This window comes from Pedobacter frigiditerrae, assembly GCF_004331645.1.
In the GTDB taxonomy this organism is placed as follows: Bacteria; Bacteroidota; Bacteroidia; order Sphingobacteriales; family Sphingobacteriaceae; genus Pedobacter; species Pedobacter frigiditerrae.
The window spans coordinates 386,725-412,253 of record NZ_SJSK01000001.1 but is presented as its reverse complement, the minus strand read 5'-3'; the positions used below and the strand labels follow the sequence as shown (position 1 = coordinate 412,253).

Annotated in this window: 26 protein-coding genes; 15 read left to right on the top strand and 11 right to left on the bottom strand. The window is 33.3% G+C overall.

The window, feature by feature from the left end:
- Positions 1–19 precede the first annotated feature (19 nt).
- From EZ428_RS01770 to EZ428_RS01755, 4 genes are all read left to right on the top strand, one after another.
- Positions 20–535: a fumarate hydratase gene (locus tag EZ428_RS01770; RefSeq protein ID WP_225870971.1), complete on the top strand. Its 516-nt coding sequence runs from the start codon at positions 20–22 to the stop codon at positions 533–535.
- A 1-nt stretch (position 536) separates the two neighbouring features.
- A complete protein-coding gene (locus EZ428_RS01765) occupies positions 537–1,337 on the top strand; it encodes a S1/P1 nuclease (RefSeq protein WP_131551391.1) in 801 nt (266 codons plus the stop codon).
- Between the two features lie 81 nt (positions 1,338–1,418).
- The gene (locus EZ428_RS01760) at positions 1,419–1,862 is read left to right on the top strand and encodes a hypothetical protein (protein ID WP_131551390.1); all 444 of its coding nucleotides are present in this window, start codon (positions 1,419–1,421) and stop codon (positions 1,860–1,862) included.
- A gap of 2 nt (positions 1,863–1,864) precedes the next feature.
- Positions 1,865–2,302, top strand: coding sequence for a low molecular weight protein-tyrosine-phosphatase (locus EZ428_RS01755; RefSeq protein WP_131551389.1), 438 nt, complete (start codon positions 1,865–1,867; stop codon positions 2,300–2,302).
- Positions 2,303–2,339: 37 nt separating this feature from the next.
- Here the strand turns inward: EZ428_RS01755 and EZ428_RS01750 are convergent, their stop codons facing one another.
- Positions 2,340–3,020 (bottom strand): hypothetical protein, encoded by a 681-nt coding sequence (locus tag EZ428_RS01750; RefSeq protein ID WP_131551388.1) that lies wholly within the window; start codon positions 3,018–3,020, stop codon positions 2,340–2,342.
- Positions 3,021–3,096: 76 nt separating this feature from the next.
- Here EZ428_RS01750 and EZ428_RS01745 point away from each other — a divergent pair, with 76 nt between their 5' ends.
- Positions 3,097–3,657: a DUF1543 domain-containing protein gene (locus EZ428_RS01745; protein WP_131551387.1), complete on the top strand. Its 561-nt coding sequence runs from the start codon at positions 3,097–3,099 to the stop codon at positions 3,655–3,657.
- A 126-nt stretch (positions 3,658–3,783) separates the two neighbouring features.
- On the opposite strand, the gene EZ428_RS01740 is transcribed toward EZ428_RS01745, so the two are convergent.
- The 3 genes from EZ428_RS01740 to EZ428_RS01730 all read right to left on the bottom strand — a co-directional run bounded on the left by EZ428_RS01740 (position 3,784) and on the right by EZ428_RS01730 (position 5,501).
- Complete coding sequence (locus EZ428_RS01740; protein ID WP_131551386.1) at positions 3,784–4,224, bottom strand: carboxymuconolactone decarboxylase family protein; 441 nt, start codon at positions 4,222–4,224, stop codon at positions 3,784–3,786.
- Between the two features lie 196 nt (positions 4,225–4,420).
- A complete protein-coding gene (locus EZ428_RS01735) occupies positions 4,421–4,987 on the bottom strand; it encodes a Crp/Fnr family transcriptional regulator (RefSeq protein ID WP_131551385.1) in 567 nt (188 codons plus the stop codon).
- A complete protein-coding gene (locus EZ428_RS01730) occupies positions 4,971–5,501 on the bottom strand; it encodes a GNAT family N-acetyltransferase (protein WP_131551384.1) in 531 nt (176 codons plus the stop codon). The genes EZ428_RS01735 and EZ428_RS01730 overlap by 17 nt, the downstream gene beginning before the upstream one ends.
- Before the next feature lie 115 nt (positions 5,502–5,616).
- Between EZ428_RS01730 and EZ428_RS01725 the strand changes: the two genes are divergently transcribed.
- Positions 5,617–6,072 carry a PA2169 family four-helix-bundle protein gene (locus EZ428_RS01725; RefSeq protein ID WP_131551383.1) on the top strand — a complete coding sequence of 152 codons (456 nt, stop codon included), beginning with the start codon at positions 5,617–5,619 and terminating at the stop codon, positions 6,070–6,072.
- Between the two features lie 60 nt (positions 6,073–6,132).
- On the opposite strand, the gene EZ428_RS01720 is transcribed toward EZ428_RS01725, so the two are convergent.
- The 7 genes from EZ428_RS01720 to cphA all read right to left on the bottom strand — a co-directional run bounded on the left by EZ428_RS01720 (position 6,133) and on the right by cphA (position 15,755).
- Complete coding sequence (locus EZ428_RS01720) at positions 6,133–7,641, bottom strand: AAA family ATPase (protein WP_131551382.1); 1,509 nt, start codon at positions 7,639–7,641, stop codon at positions 6,133–6,135.
- A gap of 10 nt (positions 7,642–7,651) precedes the next feature.
- The gene (locus EZ428_RS01715; RefSeq protein WP_131551381.1) at positions 7,652–8,482 is read right to left on the bottom strand and encodes an ATP-binding cassette domain-containing protein; all 831 of its coding nucleotides are present in this window, start codon (positions 8,480–8,482) and stop codon (positions 7,652–7,654) included.
- A 3-nt stretch (positions 8,483–8,485) separates the two neighbouring features.
- The gene (locus EZ428_RS01710; RefSeq protein ID WP_131551380.1) at positions 8,486–9,256 is read right to left on the bottom strand and encodes an ABC transporter permease; all 771 of its coding nucleotides are present in this window, start codon (positions 9,254–9,256) and stop codon (positions 8,486–8,488) included.
- Positions 9,257–9,297: 41 nt separating this feature from the next.
- Positions 9,298–11,112 carry an OmpA family protein gene (locus EZ428_RS01705; RefSeq protein WP_131551379.1) on the bottom strand — a complete coding sequence of 605 codons (1,815 nt, stop codon included), beginning with the start codon at positions 11,110–11,112 and terminating at the stop codon, positions 9,298–9,300.
- Between the two features lie 45 nt (positions 11,113–11,157).
- Positions 11,158–12,279 carry a hypothetical protein gene (locus EZ428_RS01700; protein ID WP_131551378.1) on the bottom strand — a complete coding sequence of 374 codons (1,122 nt, stop codon included), beginning with the start codon at positions 12,277–12,279 and terminating at the stop codon, positions 11,158–11,160.
- Positions 12,279–12,944, bottom strand: coding sequence for a hypothetical protein (locus EZ428_RS01695; RefSeq protein ID WP_131551377.1), 666 nt, complete (start codon positions 12,942–12,944; stop codon positions 12,279–12,281). Before EZ428_RS01695 ends, EZ428_RS01700 begins: the two co-directional genes overlap by 1 nt.
- Positions 12,945–13,136: 192 nt before the next feature.
- Entirely contained in the window at positions 13,137–15,755 is a 2,619-nt protein-coding gene (gene cphA / locus EZ428_RS01690; RefSeq protein WP_131551376.1) for a cyanophycin synthetase, read from the bottom strand.
- Positions 15,756–16,024: 269 nt separating this feature from the next.
- Between cphA and EZ428_RS01685 the strand changes: the two genes are divergently transcribed.
- The 9 genes from EZ428_RS01685 (at position 16,025) to EZ428_RS01645 (ending at position 25,467) form a co-directional block, all read left to right on the top strand.
- Positions 16,025–16,897, top strand: a complete 873-nt coding sequence (locus tag EZ428_RS01685; protein ID WP_131551375.1) for a cyanophycinase — start codon at positions 16,025–16,027, stop codon at positions 16,895–16,897.
- 52 nt (positions 16,898–16,949) lie between these two features.
- The gene (locus EZ428_RS01680; protein ID WP_131551374.1) at positions 16,950–17,792 is read left to right on the top strand and encodes an isoaspartyl peptidase/L-asparaginase; all 843 of its coding nucleotides are present in this window, start codon (positions 16,950–16,952) and stop codon (positions 17,790–17,792) included.
- A 21-nt stretch (positions 17,793–17,813) separates the two neighbouring features.
- A complete protein-coding gene (locus EZ428_RS01675; protein WP_131551373.1) occupies positions 17,814–18,485 on the top strand; it encodes a hypothetical protein in 672 nt (223 codons plus the stop codon).
- Between the two features lie 10 nt (positions 18,486–18,495).
- Positions 18,496–18,975, top strand: a complete 480-nt coding sequence (locus tag EZ428_RS01670) for a GNAT family N-acetyltransferase (RefSeq protein ID WP_131551372.1) — start codon at positions 18,496–18,498, stop codon at positions 18,973–18,975.
- A gap of 338 nt (positions 18,976–19,313) precedes the next feature.
- Entirely contained in the window at positions 19,314–21,416 is a 2,103-nt protein-coding gene (locus tag EZ428_RS01665) for an ATP-binding protein (RefSeq protein ID WP_131551371.1), read from the top strand.
- A 74-nt stretch (positions 21,417–21,490) separates the two neighbouring features.
- Entirely contained in the window at positions 21,491–23,746 is a 2,256-nt protein-coding gene (locus tag EZ428_RS01660) for an ATP-binding protein (protein ID WP_131551370.1), read from the top strand.
- A 257-nt stretch (positions 23,747–24,003) separates the two neighbouring features.
- Positions 24,004–24,639: a response regulator gene (locus tag EZ428_RS01655; protein ID WP_131551369.1), complete on the top strand. Its 636-nt coding sequence runs from the start codon at positions 24,004–24,006 to the stop codon at positions 24,637–24,639.
- Positions 24,640–24,736: 97 nt separating this feature from the next.
- Positions 24,737–25,204 carry a DUF6252 family protein gene (locus tag EZ428_RS01650; protein ID WP_131551368.1) on the top strand — a complete coding sequence of 156 codons (468 nt, stop codon included), beginning with the start codon at positions 24,737–24,739 and terminating at the stop codon, positions 25,202–25,204.
- Between the two features lie 44 nt (positions 25,205–25,248).
- Complete coding sequence (locus EZ428_RS01645) at positions 25,249–25,467, top strand: response regulator transcription factor (RefSeq protein ID WP_205945585.1); 219 nt, start codon at positions 25,249–25,251, stop codon at positions 25,465–25,467.
- The last annotated feature ends 62 nt before the right edge of the window (positions 25,468–25,529 follow it).

Here is a 25,529-nt window from a genome sequence, read left to right as displayed (position 1 = left end):
ATAACGTCGTAAATATTTAATGATGACATTTTTTTTTAAGAGAACATACTTCTTCGCTTTAGTCTTTAGTCTTTCAGCTTTTTTCTTTTCCTGCAGCCGTTTACCTAATGTACAAGGCAAGGGAGAAGCCCTTTTACAAGGGGTGTGGAATCAAGATAGTATTGCAAATTCCAGTAAGCTTTTAACTTATACCCAACATCGTTTTAAAATAAGTTGCGATTCATTTTATGTGGATTTGACGACTTTTTCGAAAGTAAATTATTATTCGGATTCATGCTTTAATAAAGGGGTCTGGAAAGAGTATGCAAAAGGGACTTACGTTGTTAAAGGCGATACTTTAATGCTAAATGGAACTTTTACAAAAGATAACTACAAGCAAAAGGTTTCTGGCTGTTACAGGACTGGAAGGTATTTAACTAATTTTAAGATTAAGTCATCTGGTGCAAACAGTTTGGTATTAGAGAGTTTGAATGACCAAAGAGAATGTGCATTGGTTTTGAAAGAAAAAATTACCTGTGTGCCTAAAGAATTATAGAATGAAGAAATTATCAATATTTAAAAAGTTAGTTGTAGTTTTTGCTTTGGTTTATGTGCCAATTACAGCAAGTGCTTGGGGTGCATTAGGACATAGAATTGTTGGTGAAATTGCTGACAGTTATTTACAGATGAAAGCTAAAGCAGCTATTAAACAAATTTTGGGAACAGAAAGTATAGCTCTATCGGCAAATTGGGCAGACTTTGTGAGGTCTGATAGTTCTTATAGTTATTTGAGTAGCTGGCATTATGTAAATTTGAATCCAGGCTTGAGTCAAACGGATTTGTTTAGTTATTTAGATAATCAACCTAGTGCTAATGTTTATAACAAAACCAATGAGATGATTGTTGTTTTGAAAAACAAGAAGAGTACATTGGCACAAAAAACATTAGCATTAAAAATGCTTATCCATTTAATTGGGGATATGAATCAGCCGATGCACACTGCCAGAAAAGATGATTTAGGAGGAAATAAAGTGCAGGTTTTATGGTTTGGCGAAAAGTCAAACTTACACAAGGTTTGGGACGAGCAGTTGATAGATTTTCAGCAATTAAGTTATACAGAATATACAAAAGCAATTAATCACCCTACAACTTTGCAAATTGCCAACTGGCAAAAAGCTAGCTTAAAAGATTGCATTTGGGAATCGTATGGTATTTGTAATAAGATATATGCAACTGGTATTAAAAATGATGATAAATTAAGCTATAAGTATAATTACGATTGGATTGGCACTGTGAATGAACAACTTTTAAAAGGAGGCGTTCGTTTAGCGAAAATTTTAAACGATATTTATAAATAGGAATTAGGGTTTATTTAATTGTGCTGTTCTTGTAGCGTTTCTTTCCAAGATTTCGTATTGGTTATAAAATCTAAATATAATATGAGAGCATTTTTAGTTTTAGCATTAATTTTCCTAACCATCGGTTGTAAAAAGGATAATACTACAGCAAATATAACCGATTATAACTGGGTGCTAAAAGCTCAGGTTATATCTCCGGCAATTACTATTAACGGCAAAACCTCCACTAATTATTTAAGCTTGCAAAATCCTGAATGGTGTTCAAAGAACTTCACTTATGTATTTTATGAGAGTGGTCTTTTTGAATTTAGTTCTAATGGGTCGCTTTGCGATATGATACCAAATACAAAATCACAAAAATGGAAAAGAGAGGGTGACCAGGTTACTTTAGACTACGGGAACACTGGAGGGACTGTTGTTATATTAAAAGTAAAAGGGAATTCTTTAATTCACACTTCAGAAATAACAAGTAATGGAGAAAAGCATGCCCTAGTATCTACTTATTTGGCTTCAAAATCAAAATAACATTGAAAATATTAATGGTTTGTTTGGGTAATATTTGTCGCTCGCCTTTGGCAGAAGGAGTGATGCGTCATTTAGTAAACGAACAAAACTTAGGTTGGGAAATTGCATCTGCAGGAACGGGAGATTGGCATATTGGTAGTGCTCCAGATAAGAGAAGTGTTGCAGTTGCAAAAGAATTTGGCTACGATATTTCTGCACAAAGAGCAAGGCTTTTTGATAGTCATTTATTTGACGAGTTTGACCATATTTTGGTAATGGATAAAAACAACTATAAGGATGTTTTAAGATTAGCTAAAACAGAAGAGCAACGCAAAAAAGTTAGCTTCTTTCTAGCTGATGAAGGCGAAGTTATAGATCCTTATCACCATAACCACTTATTTGAACCTGTATTTAAGGAGGTGGAAGCAAGGTGTAAGAAATTGATTAATCAGTGGAAATAGATTAGTTCACTAGTATCATTGGTTCATTAGCCAGGGCCTACAATCTATTCTTAATTTCTTCTTTCACGCCAGTTAAATAAATATAATAGAACATACAGGCAGAAGCTATTGCCCCGAACGTATGCCAGAGGAAATGAGTGCCAGTATTTAACCATTCCCATTTATCCGCAATGCGAAATGTAAGTGCAATTACAAAAGAGATAAGCGCATAACCTACCCATTTTCCATCTTTCCAATTACTACGAATTAGATAGCCTAAAACGGGTAATAAAACTAATGCTGCCATCATTGCATAGTTAATGTTGATGAATAATTGCATATCGTTTCCAGACATTGTACTTCTAAAATAGAATTGAAAAGCTAGATAAGCGAATACAAATAAAAGTGCGAAATACCATTTAATCAGCTTTGCTAAAAAATATACACCTGCAGAAACACAGAGCAACATGATTGGCAGCCAGTCCATCATGATAAATATATTCCATTTTCTAAAGGCGTGATAAGTTGTGCCACCTACGCCACCAATATAAAGTAGGATTAAACAGTAAGTTAAAAACGGATGAGCTTTATGTTCTTTCCTTAATTTAAATGTCCAATAAATGGCTATTCCTAAGAAAAAACAAGATGTTAATGCGTTTAATGGCTCAGGAAAAAGTTGTTGTAGATTAGTTTCAGTGTAGAGTGAACCACCATCTGGTGGATTTTGGAATAAACGCATATTAAATGTTTGTTTTTTAAAAACGTTAAGTGAATTTAAATGTTTTAATTTTATCTCATACAAATTTCACAAGCCAATGCAAACTCCGAAGTTATTTATGATATTACTAGGCGCAACGCCAATGGGAAGAAATATAGAGCAACATGATATATTCTTTGGCATTGGTACATCTGTTAAAGAATTATTGCCAGAGATGCTAGCTTTTTGGCCAGAAGCAAAAGGTAAAATCCATGTTGATGCTTACAGAATTGTGAACAAGGTTGGAGACTATAAAGTTGAAGTAACTGCTAAAGAAGAAGAAAATAAAACTGAGATAAGAAGTTTGTTCTTTATGAATTTAGGTGGTTACAAAAAGGATGAATTTGAAGAACTTCATTATAAGATGTTAGCGGTTTCAGATCAAAAAGCACTTGCCATAAAAGAAGCTAAGGAAACTGCATTTTACAAACACGTTGGCTTTAAAGGTGCAACATCTCACATAGATGATAAGTTCGGTGTAGATGTGGATGATATTTTCGAAATCAAGGATATTTTATCAAAAGAAACAAAAAGCAAATACACCTTAAAGTTTACTCCTGCTAATGGTTTGCAAGAAGATGAAATCTTTTTGGGATACTTGCCTTTATCGAAAATATAGTCGTTCGTCATACCCAATTCGATAGGGTATCTTAATGCGAAATGCATTATTTCAGTCTCAGTGCAGGTAATGGAACGAAGAATTTAACGCTTAAGATTCTTCGCTTCGCTCTGAATGACAAAAGAACTAAGCTGGTTGCATTTGGGTAGCAATTGCCATTCTGTTCCAGGCATTAATAGCTATAATTGCCATCATAATTTGGGCCAGTTGGTTATCATCAAAAAATGAATTTGCTTTTTTATAGGTTTCATCAGAAACGCCACCATTTGCAATTAAAGTCATTTCTTCAGTTAGTGCTAAAATAATTCTTTCTTCTTCTGTATAAAGGTTAGCTACTTCTCTCCAAGCATTTAGTAAGTAAATACGTTGCTCTGTTTCTCCATGCTTTCTAGCATCTGTGGTGTGCATATTGATACAGAATGCACAACCATTAATTTGAGATGCTCTAATTTTAATTAATTCTTTATGAGTTTTATTAAGTGAAGTTGCTGCTAAATAAGTTTCGATACCCATTAGTGCTTTGTAAGCTAACGGTTCTATTTGACCAATGTTTATTCTTGTTTCCATTTTTTAATTGTTTTATGATGAATCAAAGGTAAACCGAAGCTGTATGAAAAAACTTAAACTAGTTTAAGAAATGAATAAATAAGCGAAAAGGGCTAAGTTTTACCCAAAGTAAAAAATGCGTTTTTTATATAGAACAAGAGACTATCTAGTTCTTCTTTACTCTGTGAACTCTTTGTGTTCTCTGAAGTAAAGGAAATTATCCCTTCTTCCTTAACTCACTTAAATATTCTGGCGTTAAACCTAAATAAGAAGCCAACATGTATTGAGGTATGCGTTGAACAAACTCTGGAAATAAGGAAACAAATTGACGGTAGTTTTCTTCTTTAGAATAATCGTAAAAGTATTTAAATCTCATTTGAGATGCTGCGTAAGCTCGTTGTATAATGATTCTGAAGTATTTTTCTAACTGTGGCAACTGCTTAATTAACTCTTCTTGTTTATGATGTTCTATTACAATAACTTCAGAATTTTCTACGGCCTGAATATAGAAATGAGCGGGAGATTGCATAGTAAAACTCATGTAATCTGATATCCACCAATTTTCTAATGCAAACTGAGTGATTTGTTCTACGCCTTTGTCATTAATAAAATACATCCTTAAAAGACCTTTTTCCGTGAAATAATTGGCTTTACAAACCTGCCCTTCCTTTAGTAAAAAATCCTTCTTTTTTAAAGAAACTGTTTTCACATAAGAGGATAGAATCTGCAATTCATCTTCATTGAGAGTAATGTATTTTTTAAGATGATTAATGAAGTTTTGCATAGCAATCTAGACTTATGAAGTTTCCATTTTTAATTTCATAATCAATAAAGGTTCCTTCGTGGTTAAAGCTTAACTTATTTAGCAAGTTCTTTGAATTTTTATTTTCTGTTTCAACAAGAGCTTCTATGCGATGTAACTTCAACTCTTTAAATGCATAATTGCAAACTAAGTCTACAGCTATTTTCATTATGCCTTTTCCCCAGTATTCTGGGAGTAGCCAAAAACCAATCTCAGCCTTTTGGTGAATTTTGCTTAGGTTATTAAGGCCTATTGCACCATAAAAATCAGAGTTTTGAGGACTGTTTATTGCCCACCAAATCCCAGTTCCACTTTCCTCAAGTTCAGCAAACCATTTCATTTGCTCTTGCGTATCATATAAACTGCTATAATTAACGCCATAATATTTAACAATATCGGGATGTGAAAGGCCTAGAAAAATCTTATTAATATCCTCGTCAACTATTTGCCGCAACTGAAAACCTTCTTCAAGAAAATTTGGGAAAACATTGTACATTTTTAATATGATAATTAATCAAATATATAAAGCTTTTGGTATTCCTAAATGCGCTAAGTTATTTTAAACTTTTATTTATGGCTAATGTTCTTTAGGCACATCAAAACTAAAAAATATGGAAACGAGAACAGTAAATGCAGAAATTTTAAACGACCTGATTCAAATAAATAACGATAGAGTTGCAGGTTATGAAAAAGCTATTGAAGAGCTAAAATCAGAAGATTCGGATTTGAAATCTTTATTTGTAAGAATGATTGGTGAGAGCCATAAATTGAAAATGGCATTAGCAACTGAAGTGCAAGCTTTAGGTGAAGAAGCAGAAGAAGGAACCACTAATTCAGGAAAAATATACAGAGCTTGGATGGACGTTAAAGCAGTTTTTACAGGCCACGACCGTAAAACAGTTTTAAACAATTGTGAGTTTGGAGAAGATGCGGCTCAAAAAGCATATAAAATGGCACTAGCCGAAGAAGATTTATCAGCTGATTTGAGAAGTTTAATAACCGAACAAAAAGCCCAATTAAGAGTGTCTCACGATGAAATCAAAGCATTGAGAGATTCCCAAGCATAATAAAACTCGCTGAAGCAAAAAGCCATCCTGATTAATTGGGATGGTTTTTTTGTTTAATGATTATTTATCTTCTTCGTTAGAGAAATAAACTATCTTTTCTGTTTCTTTAGGTTCTGGTATATCTTCTTCGCTTATCGACTTTAAAATCTCAGGACTAATTTTTTTTAGCTTAATGATTCTGTTCGCTTGATTTTGAACACATTTTTCAAATAGATTTCTTACAACCCTTGCATTCCCAAAACCATCATCCTTTTTAGAGTATAATAAATCAAAAGTATCTTTTAATTTATCCTCAGCATCTTTGGAAACTATAAAATCAGACTTCTTGCAGAAGTTTTCAAAAATTTGAAATAACTCAGCTGGAGAAAAGTGTTTAAAAGAGAAGTAGCGATTAAACCTTGAATTTAATCCTGGATTTGATTCAATAAAGAGCTTCATGGGTTCAGTGTACCCAGCAGCTACTACAACTAAATCATCTCTTTTATCTTCCATTCTTTTAAGTAAGATACTTATGGCCTCTGCACCATAATCATTGCCGAACGTATTTTGTGTGAGAGCATAGGCTTCATCAATAAACAATACACCACCGATACTTTCTTCTATTATTTTATCAACCTTTGTAGCCGTTTGTCCGACATATCCTGCTATCATACCCTCTCTATCAGTTTCATAAAGTTGGCCTTTAGAGAGAAATCCTAAGTGTTTAAAAATCCTGCCTAATAATCTTGCGACAGTGGTTTTTCCTGTGCCTGGAGGTCCTAAAAAAACAGTATGCAAGGATATTTCGATGTTCTTCAACCCTTTTTGGCTACGTTTTTTTTGTATTTCGAGTAAGTTTATTAGCTCTTCTATGTCTTTTTTTACATTTTCTAAACCAACTAGCTCATTGAGCTCTTTCATTACTTTTTCTAAAGAATCATCGGCTATGGTAGCTGCTTGATATTTGCTCTTGAATTTAGATGGTTCAAAGTTTAAAAAAACATTTAATTCTTTAGTGTTCGAAAAGTCTAAATTGTAAGCGTACTTTAAAAAGATTTGAATTTGATTAGCAACAATGTCAAGCCTTTTATCTTTTTTTCCTGCTAAAGTTGATACAATGTAATAGTGATTTTTGGTTGTAGAAAAAGTATTGTCTTTTTTTATTTTATGTAAATGAACCTTAAATTCTTCGCTAGTAACTAATTTGTTCAATTCAGCAATTCCTGCTACATCAGCAAAGTGATTGTTTCTTAAGGCATCATAATAATAGGCCAAAACAAATCTTGATGTTGGACTTTCTTTAGCTTCGTTTTGTTGATAAGCTGTTATCAGGTCTGAAATGAAAAAATGCTCTGCTTTTAACAGCAGGTTATTACTTCGGTTTACTTCAGTATTTATGCTATTCACAAAATCATCGTCTTGATTTAGTATCGCACAAAGTGCTAATACTTTTTTTGTCTCTTGCTCAAGTATTTGAATAAACTCTGCTGTAATAATTAGTTTATCACCACTAATTTCCGCAGATTTTAAATACTCTTTTATAGACAAAAAGGAGTTTTCTAAAAACGAAATTGGATCTTGTTTTTTCAAAGGTTTTCTTTTAAGAAATCATCATTTGATGAATAATATCTTTTGATAGCTTGATATGTTTTTCTCCATATAACTCCCAAGCTATACCTAATTCTCTTAAATCAAATTTAGCTACAATCGTTCCGTAGGCCTCTTTTTTGCCATTAATTGTTGGATAACCGATTACATAGATTGTTTGAGCTAATTCAATTGCTAATTCGATATCATGGGTAGAGAAAATAACGGTATTAAAGTCTGACGTGCTGCTTAGCAACTCAAAAGATTTTTTTACTTCTTGAATATTGCCAACATCTAAACCAGAGAAAGGCTCATCCAAAACAATGAATTGATCTGATGAGAAAAGTTGTTCGATGATGGCTATCCTTTGTCTTTGTCCTCCAGAAAGTTCATTCGGATATTTATCAACGCAGGTATCAAGACCCCATTTTTCTATATATTCTTTTATTTTAGCCTCTTTTTCCGTTTCGGTAAGTGAAGTTTTTCTAAGCGCAAATTTTAAAGTCTGCTGAACAGTTTTATGCCTAAACAAGGTGTATTTTTGATCTACAAACCCAATATTGCCTTCTTTCACCACTTTTGCAATATTAGGTTCAGTTGCTTCAAAATCCTTAATCAAAATTTTGCCTGTTTTTACAGGCACTAAACCAGTAATGGCTTTAAAAAAAGTAGATTTGCCTCTACCAGACCTGCCCACAAATGCAATTACCTGCCCAGTGTGATCTACACCCTCACGCACTACATCTTTTTCTGTAAGTGTAATGTCTTTTATAATTACATGGTCATCGTACGCTACGCTAAGGTTTTCTATGTATAAAAGAGTTTCTTTATATTGATGTTTCATACATTAAATTTTTGAGTATCTGAAGATTGCTTTTCTTAAAAAATTGATTCCAGAATCCAGCCCTAAACCAATAATTAAAATGATGATTTGCAATGCGATGATGCGGCCATGGTTCATAAATTTATCTGAATTTTTAATCAAGAAACCTAATCCGCCAGACGCGACAACAATTGATTCTACTGTTACAAGCATCATCCAGGCAATGGCAAGATTTTGCCTGATTACATCTATCACATAGTCTATTCTACCTAATATAATTACCTGCCAAAGCACTTCCCATCTGCTACACTTTAAAGTCTTAGCATGGTCAAACTCTTCTTCTGGTATATCTTTTATAACAGCTATTAGCGATGTGGTTAAAAAGGTGGTTAAAAATATAACCAAAATCCATACCTGCATATTTCTTGCGTCATGAACTAGCAATGCTACATAAAATGATAAGCCCGTAAAGGGTAAAAACCTAAACTTTGTTATAAATTCTGATATGGGTTTAAGTACTGGAATTGGCCAAGTATAAGCTAAGAGCATTGAAATAACTACAGCCAAAAAAATAGAAAGGAAACATAATTTTAACGAATTAAAGATATGTTCTACCAAACCCTCATTGTAAAGTGCTGTAAAGCCACTAAAAACTTGGGCAGGAGAAGGGAACAAATGTTTTGTTCCCGAAGTACCAATAAACCAAATAGCAATAATAAGTACAATCCATGAAACCAAAATTATGGTCTTATTGCTCTTGGAAATTTTTTCAAAAGGAGTTAAGAATTTTATCATAATATTTAAAAAGGCTATTGTTTAGATAGCCTTTAAGTTTTTTATTTTAATAAGGTAATTACAACTCGCCTATTTAAGGCTTTACCAGCAGCACTGTTATTGTCCGAAAGAGGTTCATTTTGCCCCTTGCCATCTACCAATTGGAAACGACTTGCAGGAATCCCTTTTTGTTTTAAATAATCTACAACCGCTTGTGCTCTACTTTTCGAAAGCGCTAAGTTGCCAGCAGGATTACCTACATTATCTGTATGACCAACTACGGTAAGTTTTGTATTTTCTGCTTGCACCAATAGGTTATAAATTTTTTCAACTTCTTTACTTGAAGTACTTGAAATTTCTGCACTACCACTATTGAAGTTGATTTTCCATTCGCCTGAAGCTACAACCTCGGTAGCCTGGTTGCTGTAATCTGCTTTATCAGCTGATGTAGACTCAATATCATTAATATTTTTCAAGAAGAATAAATTTACAGCTTGGTCATATGGTACAACCTCTCCAACGTTTTCATTAAAGCCGAATGGATTTAAGTCTTTTAAATAGCCAGAAACTTGATTGTATACAGATTTGTATCTATTAACACCATCAGTTAAACCAAAATATTGCATTGCGTCAGCGTAGTTAAATACTTTTGAACCACCCATGTTGTAGGTTAAGCCATTTTTAGTTGCAGATTGACCTTTAAACATTTTGTACCAGTATTCTGGTGTTTCCATTTTATAAGTATCTGTAATTGCTTCTGAAGCTCTAACTTTCCAATCTTCGTAATTTTTGATTTGGTTAGAAGCAACAAGCGCAGATTTTAAGATGTTAGAAACAATTTCTGGGTTTTTAGTAGCCCATTCTTTAACACCAATTACAGCAGTTGGCATTTGGTTATTAAACTCTTTAGTAGAAACAATATCAATAAAGCCAGAAAGTTTGTCGAATACCGTTTTATCTCCAGGAGTCCAAGTTGCACAGCCATCAATTTTTCTACTTACTGTCTTGCCAGTTAATTTGCCATTTACAACTTCCTTTAAAGAAACAGTCCATCCAGTAGTTTGAGATTTGATTAGTTCTTCTGCAGATTTAATGTAATCATCATTTTCTGACGGATAGATATTAACTGCATCTGCATCGTAAGTAGCAGGGTCTGGATTTACTTTTAATCCATTTGCGAAACAATAGTTAACAGTTGTTACCCAGTCGCCATCACCTAACACAGCAGATATGACAGCACCTTTCATAGATTTAGGGTCAGATTTCCAGCTTGGTGGGCCGATTAATTTATCCTCACCGTAACTCATACCGACTACGCCCATTACTTGTAAATGGTATTTATCTTTACCATACTTTTCGTCTAAAGCTTTTTGAACAGAGCTGATATAGAAAGGAGCTCCATCGCCCATTATCATTACTGCAAAAATACTTTTGTCAGAACTAGGGAATGCTTGACCTTTATCAAACTCTTCGATGAATTTCATTTGCATGTTGCGAAGTTCCGAAAGCCAATCTTGACGAATAATCTCAAGATTCACTCCGTTTTTTTCCATTAATGAACCCTTTGTTGTTTTTGGGCCGCCGTTAGCAACAATAATTCCTGATTGTGCATTCCAGGCGTAACCAGCAATTCTAACCAAAGGTTTTTCGCTTACTTCAGTTGAAATGTCTTTAGATGGTATTTCAATTTTCTCGGCATTGGTGACATTATTAACATCTGTTTGGTTAACTTCCATACCAGATAGTTGTTTGGATATAGATGTTCTTATCCCTGGCGACGCATAATATACACCAGCCAAAATAGCCCCAATAACTGCTATAACAATTAATAGCTCTGAAAATGTTGTTAATTTCTGCGTTCTTAATATTTTTCCCATTTTAGTTTTTGTTTGTTTAAAGGTACCTGATGCTTATTTGGTAGATTAAAAAATTTCTCCAAAACCACCATTATTTAGTTTTTCTTCCTTAGTTAGCTTATAGTTTGGATTATTATATTTTGTTGAGTCTGGTACTACACTATCTCCAGTTTTAATCTGGTCAGCTAAAGTGTCTAATCTAGAATATAATTCATCGTTATCTACAGAATATTTAGACGTTAAGGCATCAATGTCTATTAGGTTTTCAGAAGTTTGAGCAATATCTAGCGCAATCGTAGAGGTAACAACTTCCAGTGCATATTCTAGTTCCCAATCTTGGGTAAACATCATTGCACTTTTTGCGCTTTCGGTAGCCTCTTTAGCATTTTTTGCGAATTGATATTCTTTCTCTAGCATCCTTATTGTAGCATCAAAATCTGCAATTTTAATATCAATAGCAGTACCTGCTAAAGTAAGTTTTCTATCCATTTTACCTAAAACATTAGCCCTCACGCCATATTTTTGAATAAAGTTTTTACTTTGCTCATATTGTGTAGATACTCTTTGAGAGTCGCTAAGTTTTCTGGCCAATTCACTTTGCAATGCAACATATTCATCAGTATCTTTTGCTGCAACACCACCTTGTTTTACCATTTCATCCATGGCAGACTTTAATTTTTCAGCTTGTCTTTGTAAGCTTAAAACATCATCTTGGAAAACCCTCGCTTCTTTTTCCGCCTTATTGGCCTCAATTTCCATCTCGTTTTTAAGCCCTTTTAGTTTGGCTTTGGTGTTTTTAAAAACCTCACGATTTTTAATCATTTTTTCCTTTTGCTCATTTAGTTCATTAAAAGGATTACTCTGAATTAAAGCTTTATGGATGTTTTTTGTTGCAAAGCGAAGCGCTTTCATTATTACTGGATACATCATCACCAAAAAGACCAAAAACACACCAGTTGCAGAGATAGCAATCGCTTGACCAAGCATTGTAAAAAGCGGTGGGATGATATAGGTCCAGGTTAGATAACCCCCAACGCCTAAAAGTCCAAGGGCTAATACCCAAAACAAACCTTTCTCACCTTTTTTTAGTGCCCCAGCCTTTAAGGCTATTTCTCCTTTTGTTTCATCAAAATGTTTTAATATTGGTAGGGATAAAAGGGTGTTCTTTTCTTGTTCGTACTTATCCATTATAAATATTGATTTACTCCTGTTAACACTGTGTTTATAGATTCAAGAATTTTATTCTTAGCAAAGTTATTAGCCTCTATTTTTAATTGAATTTCAGAATATTGCTCTCTATTTCCCTCACCTACCTTTAAAAGCTCTGCCTTTTTTGTTGCCAATTCTTGTTGTAGCTGAGCTATTTTCGATTCTAAGTCTGTAATAGATTTAGTTAATGATTGCTTTTGAGCAGAAATATTGGTGTCTAATGTTGATTTTTTAGTTTTACCATCAGTATCATATTTGCTATGAACTTTTTCAATTTCAGCGATGTAAAACTTGGCTTTATCTACAAGAAATTCTTTTGTTAAACTAGGGTTTATGGTTTTTCCCATTGTAAAGGCCATCTTGTAGCTTTGAGGATTGGTTACGCCAACTGCCATCACAGATTTATAAAGTTCGAAAAAATCAAACCCTTGAGCGTTAAGAGATTCAAAACCTTTTTCATAAACTGCTAAAATATCAGTTAAAAAGGGGTTTGGTAAAGAGTTCTCTGTGAAATATTGTTGCTGTTGATCTGGAAATTTATTCTCTAATTCTTTTGCAATAACAGGTTCTGGGCTTTCGTTTTTTTCTTTATCAGTGTCTTCATTAACGAAAAGACCTTTCCAGTTAAATGATTCTTTTGCCATAGTTTAATTTTAATCTTGTATTAAGATATAGATTGTGCGTTATTGTTTCGATAAATGTAAAAAAAATCTGTATTTATTTAATCAATACCTATAATGTTTATTTGGAACATCTATTCATCCTATTCTAAAATACGAATTGATAATGAGTCTAAAACAACAAAGCTCCAATTTACTGAAGCTTCGTTGTTGGGATTATTTCTTATCTAATTCCTTATCTAAGTAATAAGTTACTTTATGAATGGCATTATCAATGGTATCACTTAAAATGGTGATGAATGAACCAGATTTTGCATTGTTAACGAGGTTCTTCATGCAGTCTTCCCCATTATTATTAATCTCAATTGGGATATTTGGGTTTACTTCTTTCAAGCCTTTTACCAATAAGTCTATTAGTTCCTGCTGTTTGCGACCACGAAGATATTTTTCTTGACAGATTACAACCTTGTCGAACATTTGAGCAGCAATACGAGCTGTTTCTATGATATCTTCATCTCTTCTGTCTCCTGTGCCTGAAATTACACCAATATGTTCTGTCGCAGCAACGGTTTGTAAGTAAGCCTTAATGCCGTTAAAACCATCAGGGTTGTGAGCAAAGTCAACTAAGATTTTAAAATCTTTAAACTTGAACACATTCATCCTACCTGGTGTATGTGCAGCAGAAGGAATAAATGTTTCTAAAGACATCCTAATGTCTTCGGTTTTGTATCCCCATAAAAATGTAGTTAAAGTAGCGGCTAACACATTTTGTATCATGAAATCAACAGAGGCATTAAAGGTTAAAGGAATATGTGTTGCTTTTTCTACACGGATTTTCCAATCTCCTTTTTTAATGGTTATATAACCATTTTCATAAATAGCAGAAATTCCTCCTTTTTTACTATGCTCTTTAATTACTGGGTTTTTTTCATCCATACTAAAGTAAGCAATATTGCAATCAGCGCTTTGGGCTATTTTAAGGCAATAAGAGTTGTCTGCGTTTAATACAGCCCAACCACTTCTCTTAACGGCTCCAATAATTACAGCCTTAACTCTTGTTAAATCATCTAAGGTATCAATATCAGAAATACCCAAATGGTCTTCTTGAATATTAGTTACTACACCAATATCACATTTGTTAAAGCCCAAACCAGCACGTAAAATTCCGCCTCTGGCCGTTTCCAAAACCGCAACTTCTACAGTAGGATCTTTTAAAATAAATTCAGCACTAAACGGACCAGTTGTATCACCTTTCATTAACAAGGTGTTTTGTACATAAATCCCATCAGATGTGGTAAAACCAACCCTGCTACCATTGTTTTTTACTATATGAGCAATTAAACGTGTAGTTGTGGTTTTGCCATTTGTACCTGTAACAGCAATAATTGGAATGCGAGCAGATTTTCCAGGAGGATACAACATGTCAATTACTGGAGCAGCCACATTACGAGGTAAGCCTTCGCTTGGCGCTAAGTGCATTCTAAATCCTGGAGCAGCATTAACCTCTAAAACTACGCCACCATTTTCTGTTAATGGCTCCGTTAAATTTTGTGCCATGATATCAATCCCACAAATATCTAAGCCTACAATTCTAGAAATTCGCTCGCAGTTAAAAACATTTTGAGGGTGAACTTGGTCAGTTACATCAATAGAAGTACCTCCAGTACTTAAGTTGGCGGTAGATTTTAAGTAAACGATTTCTCCCTTTGGTGCTACAGTTTCTAATGTATATCCTTTTTTCTCTAATAAATCTTCAGTATCACGGTCTACGGTAATTTCTGTAAGCACATTTTCATGGCCATAACCGCGACGAGGATCTTCATTTTCCGTATCAATTAATTCTTGAACAGTGCTTTTTCCATCGCCTTTAACGTGAGCTGGCACACGTAAAGCAGCAGCAACCATTTTATGGTCTATTACTAACACTCTAAAGTCATGTCCAGTAATAAAGCGCTCTATAATAATTCTTCTAGAATATTCTTTTGCATAATGAAAAGCTGCAATTGCTTCATCTTCATTTTTTACATTAATAGTTGCTCCTTTGCCATGATTTCCATCCAATGGTTTAAATACTAATGGAAAACCAACTCTTTTAATAGCATCATGAACATCATCTAGGCTTGATGCAGTAACACCTTTAGCAACAGGAATTGCTGCATCGCTCAATAACCGCTTTGTTTCGTCTTTATTACCTGCAATATCAACAGCAATGCTACTTGTTCTTTCTGTCATGGTAGCTCTAAAACGAACTTGGTTTTTACCATAACCCAATTGTACCAACGAACTTTTATTTAACCTTATCCAAGGGATGTCTCTTGCAATGGCTTCATCAACAATAGAACCAGTACTTGGTCCTAATCTTTCAGACTCCCTAAGTTCACGCATCCTTTGGATGTCATGTTCAAGGTCATATTCCTTGTCATTTATTAAGGCTTCGGCAATGTTTACTGAGGCCTCTGCTGCATAAACACCAGCTTTTTCTTCTAGGTAACTAAAAACAACATTGTAAATTCCTTCGGTTTTTGTTTGGCGAGTTCTACCAAAACCAGTGTCCATTCCGGCTAAGGTTTGTATTTCCAATGCGATATGTTCTATCACATGGCCCATCCAAGTTCCCTCTTCAACACGTGTTAAAAATCCGCCCGGTGCGCCTTTAGAGCAACGATGGGTTTGCAAACTAGGAATTAGTTTTTCAATCCTTTCTCTAAAACCTTCAATAACGTTGGTTGGACGTTGCTCAAGCTCTTCCAAATCTAAACGCATTTGGATTAATTTTTTTCTATTTATAGACCAAATATTCGGTCCTCTTAGCACTTGTATGCCTAATATCTTCATCGTTGTCTTATTTTAAAATGGTAGTAAAAAGGAGCGTTAAGCTCAGTAGAGCTTCTTGTCTCAAAGAAAAAATTAAAGTATAAAATATTTTTCAAATTAAAGGGCTATGCCTTGTAAAAGTTTAACAAGTGTTTTTGTTTTAATGTTAGTGTAAAGTACAAAAAACGACTTGGATTGTTAATTAAAACTATAATATTGATAAAAATAATGTTAATTAGTTGGGCTAATGGCATATATTTGGCATTTTAATAGATATCTAGACCATAAGAATGACTCCAAAAGGTAAATTAATAATAATTGGCGGTGCAATAAATACCGGAAGTTTTGCAGAAACGCAGTTCGGTTTGCCACAAAACATGAACTTTTTTGAGCGTGGAATTTTAAAAAGAATTACTACAGAATCTATCAAAGGGAATGATTCTCGTTTCGAGATCATGACAACCGCATCTTTAATTCCTGTAAAAGTTGGCGAAGAATACATTAAGGCATTTGCACAGTTAGATGTACATGATGTTGGTGTAATGAATATTGGAAGTAGAGAAGAAGCCAATAAGCCAGAATATGCAGAGCGAATTAAATTAGCAGACGTAATTATTTTTACTGGTGGAGACCAATTACGTTTGACTTCTATCTTCGGAGGAACAGAAATTCATCGTGTTTTGCTAGATAAATATCAGAACACAGAATTTGTAATTGCTGGTACATCAGCAGGTGCTGCGGCAAGTTCTAAAAACATGATTTACCAAGGAAGCAGTAAGGATGCCTTATTAAAAGGTGAGGTAAAAATTACAGGCGGATTAGGTTTTATAGATGATGTAATTGTAGATACTCATTTTGTACAAAGAGGTAGGATTGGACGTTTATTATATGCTGCAGCAAGTAACCCTGGTATATTAGGTATTGGCTTGGGTGAAGATACTGGCTTGTACATTCAAGGAAATACAATGGAAGCTATTGGTTCTGGAATGGTTATTTTAGTTGATGGTCGACATATGGCTGATACAAACTTAACTGATGTAGAAATGGGGCAACCGGTTTCTATAAAAAATATGATTGTGCATGTAATGTGCGATGGAGATATTTACGATTTAACCAATCATCAACTAGTTATTCATCATCCAAAAGTTGTTCCAACAGAATAATTCAGTTTACAAAAATCTGTCTTAATACTATATACTAAGTACCAAATACTAGATGAAGGTTATTATACACGGTGGTTTTTTTAGTGAATCATCTACCAATCAGGAAACAAAAAAAGCCAAACAAGATGCATTGGCTTCAATTGTTGAAAAAGCATATCAATATTTAAAAACACATTCGGCTTTGCAAACCGTAGTATATACTGTTGCGCTATTAGAAGATAATGAGTTGTTTAATGCAGGCATTGGCTCTCAAATACAAAGTGATGGAAAAGTGCGTTTAAGCGCCTCGTTAATGGATGGTAAAACCCAGAAATTTAGTGGTGTCATCAACCTAGAAGATGTTAAAAATCCAATAGAAGTTGCTGAAAAGCTTTTGAATTATGATGATAGGGTTTTAAGTGGTGAAGGCGCTTTAAGTTTTGCTCGTGACTATGGATTTGAATATTTTAATCCAATTACCGCCCAGCGACAAGCAGAATATCAAGAAAAATTAAATCAACAAGAAAGAAAAGGAACGGTTGGTTGTGTAGCCTTGGATGCAGATGGAAATCTGGCTGTTGCCACTTCTACAGGTGGAAAAGGCTTTGAAATCCCATGTAGGGTAAGCGATTCAGCAACCATAGCTGGGAACTTTGCCAATGAGTTCGCTGGTATTTCTTGTACTGGTGTTGGAGAAGATATTGTGAGCGGTGCTTTAGCTGCTAAAATTGTAACTCGTGTTACCGATGGTTTTACCTTAAAAGCTGCTTGCGATAAATCATTCGCTGAGTTAAAATCGTTCGATGGTTTTGCAGGTATTGTGGGCATATCAGCCAAAGGTGAAATTTATCATTGCTATTCGCATCCTTACATGGTTTGGGCATCTTTCGACGGTAATCTGCAAGTGTTTAACTAAAATTTTACATATCTTTATCGGATGAATAAAATTTGTTTAGCGCTCGTTTGCTTCTTTTTTGTTTCTAATGCTGTTGGTCAGAATGTAAATTCCGGACCTCAAGATGTTGCGGCTCCTGTAATTAATATTGCAGTTTCAAATACTGATGAATCTACTGGTGACGAGTTTTTTGCAGATGCAGAAAAGAATGAACGCCGTGGCGATTTAAATGAAGCTTTAACCTTGTTTGGTAAAGCCGCATTCGAATATAATAATGATAGAAAATTTAGTCGTTATGGTGCTACTTTGCTTAGAATGAGTAATTTACATATGTTGCTTGCTCGTTATACAGAAGCAGAGCAAGTTGTGCTTAACGCAGCCTTAAAAACTTATTCTAAAATTGGCAGTAGGTCTGGTCAAATGGCATCTTATAATCAACTGGGTAAAATCTATTTCGCTGCTAATAAACTTACGCAGTCCCTTTGGTTTTATACCCAACAGGGAATTTTGGCGCAACAATTAAAAAATAATACTTCATATATTGATTCGGTATTAGGTATTGCTGCCATAAAAATCAAAAAGAAAGAATATAATTTGGCTACCAAAGATGTAAACAGGGCAGAATTGCTAGCTAAAAACTCTAAAATCACCCAATTTACTCAACAAATTAAGAGCAATCGCTCTATTATTGCAGAGAAACAAGGGAAGAAATAATTTTTAGGAAATGATAATAGCACTAACTGCGGAATATGTTGATAGCTTTTATGAGTTATTTGCAGAGGTAATGAATACTGAATTCACGGAGTTTCACAAAAATGATATTTATACTTTTGTTAATATACTTCACAAAAAGGAGAATTTTTCAAGACCTGAATACCAAAGGATCTATGATGTTATTATATCCATAGATAAAAACAATAATGTCATAGGATTTATCATCGCTATTAAATCTGTTACTGGAGTTTCGAATATAGCATGGATGGGTGTCGATAAAACTTGTAGAATGAAAGGTGTTGGTTCAGATTTATTGGCTTATTATGAAAAAATTGCCGATAACTTAGGCTATCATTTAATAGAACTAAATACTATTAAAGGCAAAGAAGATTTCTATATTAAAAATGGCTATTATGTTATTGGAGTGAGAGAAGATGGACATTATCATATAGATAATATTATAATGAACAAGAGGGTAAACATTAGTTAACCCTCTTGCTTTTTAAAAGCCACTCATACATAATAACCACATCAAATCAATAATTTCGTCTGCTTCAAGACGAGTGCTTTCTAGCTGAATTAAAGAATTTAGTCCTTCTAATGACATAATACAAAGTTTTAGTTGGGTTTACATTAACCAAATTAAAAGTAGTATTTAAAATTTAATTTTAAAAAACAATAACTGTTATTTCTTCAAAGAGATAAACTATGTATCCAGCAATTCTTAAACACACTAAATATACCCATAAGGGGGTATTTCATAAACATTAACGGCTTTAGATATTTGCTTTAAGCATTCTTTTGTGGAATGTCTATAATTTTTATCAAATGTTTAAATTTAGAATTGCCATTTTTGCTTATTTATTTTGTTTTGTGAACTTCAATTCGGTTGCACAGACTGTAGCAATAAAAAGCAAGATAAATGCTCAGATTAATTTGGCAAAAGATATTGTTTTTTCAGATATGAAAAGGTCAAATCGTGTAGCAGATTCTGTTCTTGTTTCCTTAAGAAAATATAAATTAGAATTGGAAGAGGCTTCAATTTATAACCTAAAGGGAATTATTTACAATTTTAGTGGTAAGCTAGATAGTTCTTTGATTTTTTTTGAAAAGGCAGAACAAATTGGCTTAAAAATAGGAGATAAACTTACAATAGCAAAGGCTAAACAAAATAAAAATATGCCTTATGGTAAAATGGGTAAATATGCATTAGCTATGCAGACTATTTTTGAAGCTATAAAATATTATGAAAGTATTAATTCCAAATCTGCCATAGCAAGATGTTATGGTGATATAGGAAATATTTTAATCAGACAAGACAACTCTAAAGGTGCAGTAGACTATTTGAAAAAGGCCATCGCAATGGCGGATGAAGTAAATGAGTTATCACTAAAAACAAATTTCTATAATTCATTAGCCGTTGCTTATGACGAATTGAAGGATAAAAAAGCTGCAAAAGAAACATATTTAAAGGGATTAGCTCTTGCTGAAAAATTAAATAATGTCAAATCTCAAATAACAATTACCTTAAATTTAGGAATGATATCTTGGAGCCTAGACAATACCGATGATCAAAGCTTCGAATATTATAAAAAAGCTGAAAAGCTAGCTATTAGCTTTGGTGATAGAACCAATTTGGCCTACATATATCAAAATATGGGTAGAAATTATTTTCACCAAAAGAAGTATTATGAAGCACTGAAGTATACCCAAAATGCAAAGGATTTAGCATTAGAAACTAAAGATTTATACAGTTTAGTGAGAATATATTCTTCTTTAGCAGAGATTTATAAAAATATCAGTAAATATGATGATTCTTACAATTCTCTTGTATTAAAAGATAGTTTATCTAAGATTTTGTTTAATAAAGAATCATCAGAACAAATAAATACTATCAGAATAAAATATGAAGCAGAAAAGAAAGAACAACAAATTTTATTGTTAGATAAGCAAAACCTTATCCAAGGATTAGAACTAAATAAAACCAAGCTTGAACTAGAAAACCAAGATCTTGAAAATGAAAAGAATTTATTTAAGATTGGTTCTCAAACTTTATTACTTCAAAAAAACAAAATCCTTTTAGATAGAAAACAATTAGAGGCTACGGCAAAGGCACAACAAATCAAGTTATTAGCGTCAAAAAATGATGTTCAAAAGTTGGAGTTATTAAAGAGAAACATCTTCCTCGGAATTATTGCTGGGGCATTGCTAATTACTATATTATTAAGCTACCTTTTTTACAATCGATATAAACTTAAACAAGACGCACGTTTGCACGAGGAAGTAATAACCCAGCAAGATTTGGCTACAAAGGCAGTATTAAATGCCGAAGAAAATGAACGGAAACGAATCTCTGGAGAGCTGCATGACGGTTTAGGTCAAATGTTTTCTGCGGTTAAAATGAATTTATCTGCTTTAACAGATGGATTAAGTTTTAAAGATGAGCACGCTAAGAAAATGTTTAGTAAAACAATGAATTTAGTTGATGAAAGCTGTAAGGAAGTTAGAGTGATATCACACCAAATGGCACCGAATGTTTTGCTGAAATCAGGATTAACAGCTGCGGTTAGAGATTTCATTAATAAGATTGACTCTCGGAAGCTAAAAATTAATCTAGAAACTTTCGGGCTACAAGAGCGGTTAGATCAAAACATTGAAACCGTTTTATACAGAGTGATACAAGAAACAGTAAACAATGTAATTAAGCATTCTGGTGCAAACTCCTTAGATATTCAATTAAATAAAGATGAAGACGGTATAAACGCAATGATTGAAGATAATGGGAAAGGATTTGAAACCAATCAAATTGAGAAATTTGAAGGGATTGGACTAAAAAATATCCGTACTCGTATAAGTTTTTTGAAGGGTACAGTAGATTTTTCATCAAGGCCAGGACAAGGAACATTGATTGCAATTTTTATTCCTTTTTAGCATTAAAAAATACCTACAAATGGGTATATGTACTGAGGCTAAATAAGCTACATTTGAGTGCTTAATCGTCCTTAATGAAATTTGCGCTTACTCTCTTATTGTTTTGTTTAACAGCACCTTATCAAGTAAATGCTCAAGATCAAAAGGTTTTGGATAGCTTGAGGAGGTCGCTTAAAAAATCGGCAATTCCAGAGCAAGCTCAAAATCTTAACAAAATCTCATCAGCATATTTTAAAATTAATTTAGACAGCGCAACTGCATATGCTAATAAATCAGTAACCTTTTCTGCAAAACATAAAATCTTCAAAGAATTGGCCATCGGCTACAATTACTTAGGACAAATGATGTACTACAAGGGTAATTATACCTCATCATTATCTAATTTTGAGAAATTTAGGGCAGTGTCGATTCAAATAAAAGATAATGTTTTAACAACCCAGGCCATTAATAATATCGCCAATGTTTTAATAGATTTAGGAAAAACCGATGAAGCAATTCAAAAATATGAAGAGGTTTTAGCAATCAGCAAAAAAAATAACGACAAAAAAGGACAGTCATTAGGTTATGGTAACCTAGCTTTTGTTTATCGATATGTTGGAAATAATGCAAAAGCCATTAACTATATTTTTGAACAGATAAAAATAGATGAAAGCATTAATAATAAGATGGGTTTGGCTTATTCTTATCAACAATTGGCTTTATTATATAGCCAAAAAAACGATTTTTCAAATTCGAAGAAATACATCGACCTATGCCTAGAAAAATTCAAGGAACTAAATGATGGTAGAAATATTGCCATAACTTATGATTTGTATGCTTCTTATTTTTCAGGTATCAACGATGCCAAGAAAGCAATTGAATATGAAAAAATGGCAATAAGTTTAGCAGACAAGCATCAAGACAAACGTTCATTGGCTATATTCCAATCAAAACTTGCAAACCTTTATTTTGAAGAAGGGAATTTTGAACTGGCCGAGACAAATTTTGTTCAGGCTATAAGTTTACATGAGGCTATAAATTTACAGAAGACCATTGCTGCGTCTTATATTGGCCATGGGAAATCATTGTTGAAACTAAATAGGCTAAGCCAAGCCAAAACTGATCTTGATAAGGGATTAAGTATTGCTATTAATCAAAAATCTGCAGTTGATAAAAGAAATGCTTACGAAGCATTAACAGAATATTACATTAGAATTAATGAATCTGACAAAGCCATTAAAGCCCAAAAAAAATACATTGTAGTTAAAGATAGCTTGCTAAATGAGAATAATAACAAGCATATTAATGAATTAAATACAATTTATCAAACTCAAAAAAAAGAGCAACAAATATTATTGTTGGATAAACAAAACCTGATACAGGGATTAGAACTAAATAAAAACAAATTAGAATTAGAAAATGAAAGTTTAGAAAACGATAAAAAAGCTTTCCAGATCAATGAGCAAGGTTTAATTCTTCAAAAAAACAAGGTGCTAATTGCGCAAAAACAAATAGAAACTAAAGCAAAGGAACAGCAGATTAAATTATTGGCTACTCAAAATGAAGTGCAAAAACTAGAACTTCTTAAACGAAATATCTTTTTAGCAATAATTATCGGTATACTTTTAATTTCTATTCTGCTTGGCTATCTATTCTATAATCGCTACAAATTAAAACAAGAAACTCGTTTACAAGATGAGGTAATCAAACAACAAGACTTGTCTACTAAAGCCGTGTTAAATGCCGAAGAGAATGAACGAAAACGAATTTCTGAAGAGCTGCATGATGGCTTGGGGCAAATGTTCTCTGCTGTAAAAATGAACCTCTCGGCATTAACTGAAGATTTAAGCTTTAAAAATGTAAAAAGTGAAAAGATGTTCAGTAAGACATTAAATCTAGTAGACGAAAGCTGTAAAGAGGTAAGGTCAATCTCACATCAGATGGCACCAAACGTCTTGTTAAAATCCGGATTAACATCTGCAATAAGAGATTTTATCAGTAAGATAGATTCAAGAAAATTAAAAATCAAACTTGAAACATTTGGACTTCAAGAAAGACTAGATCAAAATATAGAATCCGTTTTATATAGGGTAATACAAGAAACGGTAAACAATGTAATAAAACATGCTGGTGCTAACTCATTAGATATTCAATTAACTAAAGATGAAGATGGGATTAATGCAATGATAGAAGATAATGGAAAAGGTTTTGATGCCACACAAATCGAAAAGTTTGAAGGCATTGGCTTAAAAAATATTAGAAGTAGGGTAATGTATTTAAAGGGAACAGTAGATTTTTCATCAAGTCCGGGTAAAGGGACATTGGTGGCGATTTTTATTCCGTTTTCTTGATGAATTAAGACTGGATAACTATTCCAGCCTTAATTTAATTACCTAATTAAACCGTTAAGATCATCTACTATGGTGTTGCCAACTGTTGAGACTAGATCTAATAAAAATAATTGGATTTCTACGAAATACATAAATATAATTTTAACACAATCACCATGATTGATGAAATAAAGATAAATAAAAACAATATTTTAAACGATAAATACCTCATGCCACATAGTATGAAATTTATACATATTCCTTTGTAAATTAGTAAGATGGAAAATACACTCTTAACAAATTTGTTCATTGTAGATGATCATCAACTGGTGGTTGATGGTTTACGTTCATTACTCAACAATGAAGAAAAATATGCCATAGTTGGTTGTAGTAACCAGCCTAAGGAAGTGTTATCTATGTTAGATGAGCTAAAGGTTAATATTCTTTTAACGGATATCAATATGCCCGAAATGTCTGGCGTTGAGCTTACCAGAAATGTGAAGAAGAAATACCCAAACATTAAGGTGCTTGCTCTATCCATGTTTGGTGAAAGACAGGTTATTAAGGAAATGATTGATGCAGGTATCTCTGGTTATATTCTTAAAAATACAGGTAAACAAGAACTTTTAGAGGCATTGGAAAAGTTAGCTAATGGGCAAACTTTTTTTGGAGAAGAGGTAACAAGAGAATTAATGAAATCATTTAAAAATGATGAGGAAGGTTCTCATCTAACCAATAGGGAAGTAGAAATTATTCGCCTAATAGAGTGCGAGCACAGCAACAAGAAAATAGCCGATATGCTATTTATTAGCGAACGCACCGTTGAAACGCATCGTAAAAATATATTTAGAAAAACCGCTACTCAAAGTATTGTTGGTTTGTTAAAATATGCTTACGAACATAAGATAATTTAGTCTTGTACCTGCTGTTGGGTAGATGAATATACCCTAGCTAAGGTATTGATAAGGGAAGTGCTTTTTTTAACATTTGTTATATAAAAAGAAAATCAAAATGAAAAAAATCACAACCATTTTATTGGCATTCACAATTTTAACTACGGTATTTGTTTCTTGTAAAAAGGATGATGAAACCGTAAAAGCAACTGGCTCTGCTAGTGCACAACTAACACTGGCAAATGGCGCTGCGTCTGCATGGACAGCAACATCAGCCACTGCTGTTAAATCTGGAACTAACTATACCATTACAGCGCTAGGTCCAAATAGTACAAACCTTGTTATTAAGGTAGATAATGTTGCTGCGGCCGGGACATTTACTTTAACAACAGCTACAAGAGCAGCAACTTTTACAACAGGCGGTAAAACTTATGCGACTACAAATAATGGAGGTGGCAATGTAATTATTACAGCAATTAGTGCAGACAAAATTGAAGGCACTTTTTTATGCGAAATGTTTGATGCTACAACAACAAGTGCTATTTATTGCAGTTTAGGATCTGGAAAATTCTCCGCAACTTTTTAAATGAATTTAAATAATTAACAATCTCAAACCAAAACGCTATGAATATGAAAACAAGTACTAAAGTAATTGATATTTTAAGCAAGCGTGAGGTAGAGATTATTAAGCTCATTACTCAAGAGTTTAGTAACGAAGATATTGCTGCTCATTTAGCGATAAGTAAGCGTACGGTAGAAACCCACCGTAAAAATATCTTCAAAAAAACGAAGGTGAAGAGCATTGTTGGCCTAGTAATGTTGGCTATTAAAAGCAAGCTAGTTTCTTAATCGTATTAGTAACTTTACAAACTTTACAAAAAAGATACAGACTAAATCTGTATCTTTTTTGT